Below are 3827 nucleotides of genomic sequence, written 5' to 3' on the forward strand. Positions count from 1 at the left end.
AGCGGCCGACGAGGCTCGAACTCGCTACCTCCACCTTGGCAAGGTGGCGCTCTACCAGATGAGCTACGGCCGCATATTGGAGAGTTTAGCTTGCTTCGCTTTCTTTCAGCTTGTCGTGCTCTCTCCGGGCGACGAATGTTATTTTACTGCATCAGCCCCGATTTGTCAAGCATTTTCTCTCCATTTTTTGAAAAAAATTAAACTTTTTTATTTTCCGCGCTGACAGGCCAATTTTTCAGCAAATCATTCAGGTCAACGCGGTACGTTTTGTCGCAAAACTGGCAGTGAACTTCCGCCAGGGGGTCTTCGTCCCGCAATTTTTCCACTTCACTTCTGCCGAGACTTTTCAGCATGCGATGCACCCGTTCCTCGCTGCAGTCACAATGGTAAACAACGGAACTGGTATCCAGCACCTCCGGGTCAAAGGTAGCCAGGGCCATGTCCAGCATGTCCCGCACCGTCTTCCCCTGCTCCATCATGGAGGTAACACTGGGCATAGCGGCAATGTTCTTTTCCAGCTGGTCGATCTCACTGTCCAGGGCACCGGGCAGCAGCTGCACGATAAAGCCGCCGGCACAGCGCACGCTCAGATCTTCGTTGACCAGTACGCCAAGGGCACAGACGGTAGGCGTCTGCTCACTGACGGCAAAATAGCGGGTCACATCCTCGGCGACCTCTCCAGAGACCAGGGGCACCTGCCCGATATAGGGTTCCCGCAGCCCCATATCCCGGATTACGTCCAGAGTGCCGTCGTGTCCCACAGCGCCGCCCACGTCCAGATGGCCGTCAGCCCGCGGAGGAAGCTCCACAACGGGGTTCTGCACGTATCCCTTTACATGACCCTCCCCATCGGCAACAGCCATTATACGGCCTGCAGGGCCGCCTCCCTTGATCTGCAAGGTCAGGGAGTCCTTGCTGCTCTTGAGCATAGCCCCCATCATGGCGGCCGCCGTCAGCAGGCGGCCCAAAGCCGCCGTGGTTACGGCGCTGGTCTTGTGCATCCGCTCCATCTCACGAACGATATCGGTGGAATCCACCCCATAAAATACAATGCCGCCGTTTTCCGAAATACCGCGCAGCAGATTGTCTTGAGCCATGGTTTACTTCTCCTCTTGTGTATAGCGTTTGACAGCCGTAATGATCCAGCGCTGGCTGTCCGGGCGCACGGGGCCGAAATCCTCCCCATCCGATACCCGGGTCACCGTAAACCCGTACTTATCCAGCAAGGCTTGTACGGCAGGAAGAGGGTAGCTGTATTCGGAGAAGTCCTCCGTCCAGGTATCCCCTGTTTCTTTTTCCCGGATCTCAATGTGAATATCCACCCGGCCGCTGGACTCGTCATACTGGTTTGTCCAGTGGCAGACGGCATCCTCGGCATCCAGATCAAAAGTCTGTCCGCCCAGCACCTTGGCGTGCTTGTAGGGCGTATTCAGGTCAAAGACGAACACGCCGTCCTTTTCCATAAAGAACGCCGCGTTCGCAATCGCTTTTTCAAAATTTTCCAAGGGGCCGATATGGTTGTAGGTGTCAAAGGTGGATACCGCCGCCCGGATGGTCCCGTACAGGTCCAGCTGCAGAAGGTCCTGCTGCAAGAGCAGGACCTTGCCGGTCATATCCAGTTCGTCCGCCTTTTCCCGCAGGACGCTGAGCATCTCCTCCGAGCGGTCAATGCCGATCACATCGTACCCTGCCTGGGACAGCATCAGGGTCAGTTCCCCGGTGCCGCATCCCAGATCCGCCAGCAGCCCATCGGTCACACCGTGGTCTGCCAGCTCCGAAACAACATACTGATACAAGGCGTCGTAGTCCGCCGCCTCATTCAGTTCATCATAAAAATAGGCAAATTCGTTGTACGCCATCAGTCCCCGGCCTCCAGCTGCGCATCCAGGCAGGCCCGCACCTCTTCCACGCCGGTGCCCTTCTCGGCACTGGTAAGAAAGACGCGGCGGCAGCCATATTCGGCACAGATTTCCTCAAACCGGGCCAGACAAGGCGCCACTTCCGACTTTTTCAGCTTATCCGCCTTGGTCAGTACTACCACAAAGGGGATCCGGTGATAGCGCAGATATTCCAGCATCTGGCGGTCATCTGCGCTGGGGTCATGGCGGCAGTCCAACAACTGGACCAACAGTTTCAACGGGCGGCCTGCCTCAAAGTAGCCGTTGATCAGCTCGTCCCAGCGGGCGCGCTCGGCATTGGAGACCTTGGCAAACCCATATCCGGGCAAGTCCACAAAATAAGCCGTGTCCACCCGGTAAAAGTTGATAGTAGCCGTCTTGCCCGGTGTAGCACTGACACGGGCAAGATTCTTGCGGTTGCACAGTTTGTTGATCAGACTGGACTTGCCCACATTGGACCGGCCGGAAAAGGCAAATTCCGGACGGTCAGCGGCGGGCAACTGGCTGGAAATGCCGTAGGAAGCCTGAAATTCGCTGCGATTATAGTTCATGCCTCACGCTCCTTTACATGACAGTGGCGGGTTCTTTCGCCGCCGAAGCGTCCGTGGCAATAAGCTGGGTGGCCGGCGGGACAGTGACAGACGCCCGGGGTGTAGCCACCGCAGGACGGATCAAGGCCTCCTTCAGCACCTGGGAAAGGTCGCTGACCGGTACGAACCGAATGGCCTTTTTCACTTCCTCATCCACCTCGTACAGGTCGGACTCGTTGTCTTTGGGAATCAGCACGGTGTGGATGCCTTCCCGGTAAGCAGCCATGCTCTTTTCCTTCAGGCCGCCGATGGGTAGCACGCTGCCATGCAGGGTGATCTCGCCGGTCATGGCCAGATCATGGCGCACCGGCAATCCGGACAAAGCCGAAATCAGAGCTGTGGTCAGGGTAACGCCGGCGGAAGGGCCGTCCTTGGGCACGGCCCCTTCGGGAGCATGGATATGCAGGTCAATGTTCTTGAAAGCATCGGCCGCAATGTCGTACTGCTGGGCATGGACGCGGGCATAGGTGACAGCCAGATGGGCGCTCTCCTTCATCACGTCACCCAGGCTGCCGGTCAGCTCGATCTTGCCGTTGCCGTTGGGGATGACACTGACTTCCACCGGCAGCATCTCACCGCCCACGCTGGTCCAGGCCAAACCGTTGGCAATGCCCACGGCATCGCTGCGGGAAATGAAGGTGGGCTTGACCTTTTCGGGGCCCAGCAGATTCTTCAGCATAGGCGCGGTGACGCTCATGTGGTCCACTTCCCCGGAGGCAATCTTCAAGGCGCACTTGCGCAGCACAGCCGTGATGGTGCGTTCCAGGCTGCGGACGCCAGCCTCCCGGGTATAACTGTCAATAATGGCATTGAGCGCTCCGGCGGTCAGACTCACCCGACCAGTCAGACCGTTGTTTTTCAGCTGCTTGGGCAGCAGATGCCGCTTGGCAATGTTGAATTTTTCAACGCGGGTATAGCTGGGCAGTTCGATCACATCCATACGGTCCAGCAGCGGCCCCGGAATGGTGGAAGCGTCGTTGGCCGTGGTGATGAACAGCACATCGCTCAGATCAAAGGGGATATCCAGGAAGTTATCCTTGAAGGTTCGGTTCTGTTCCGGGTCCAGCACTTCCAGCAGGGCGCTGGCCGGGTCGCCCCGGTAGTCCCCTGCCAGCTTGTCGATTTCATCCAGCAGGATGACCGGGTTGGAGGACTTTGCGCTGATCATAGCGTTGATGATGCGGCCCGGCATAGCGCCGATATATGTACGGCGATGGCCGCGGATCTCCGCTTCATCATGCACGCCGCCCAAACTCATACGTGCAAACTGGCGGTTCATACAGGCGGCAATGGACCGGGCGATAGAAGTCTTGCCCACGCCCGGAGGGCCTACCAGGCA

At 57.9% G+C, this 3827-nt stretch carries 4 protein-coding genes and 1 tRNA gene; all 5 read right to left on the minus strand.

Annotation, left to right across the window (positions count from 1 at the left end; translation table 11 throughout):
* Positions 1-73, minus strand: a tRNA-Gly gene (locus Q0K17_RS10685).
* A gap of 124 nt (positions 74-197) precedes the next feature.
* Positions 198-1097 carry an Hsp33 family molecular chaperone HslO gene (gene hslO, locus Q0K17_RS10690; RefSeq protein ID WP_294542895.1) on the minus strand — a complete coding sequence of 300 codons (900 nt, stop codon included), beginning with the start codon at positions 1095-1097 and terminating at the stop codon, positions 198-200.
* A 3-nt stretch (positions 1098-1100) separates the two neighbouring features.
* Positions 1101-1859: a methyltransferase domain-containing protein gene (locus Q0K17_RS10695; RefSeq protein ID WP_294542896.1), complete on the minus strand. Its 759-nt coding sequence runs from the start codon at positions 1857-1859 to the stop codon at positions 1101-1103.
* Positions 1859-2449 carry a ribosome biogenesis GTP-binding protein YihA/YsxC gene (gene yihA, locus Q0K17_RS10700; RefSeq protein ID WP_294542898.1) on the minus strand — a complete coding sequence of 197 codons (591 nt, stop codon included), beginning with the start codon at positions 2447-2449 and terminating at the stop codon, positions 1859-1861. Before yihA ends, Q0K17_RS10695 begins: the two co-directional genes overlap by 1 nt.
* A gap of 13 nt (positions 2450-2462) precedes the next feature.
* The coding region (gene lon, locus Q0K17_RS10705; protein ID WP_294542899.1) for an endopeptidase La at positions 2463-3827 on the minus strand (1365 nt) is incomplete at its 5' end.

The sequence above is a fragment of the uncultured Gemmiger sp. genome (genome assembly GCA_944388105.1).
GTDB lineage: Bacteria > Bacillota > Clostridia > Oscillospirales > Ruminococcaceae > Gemmiger.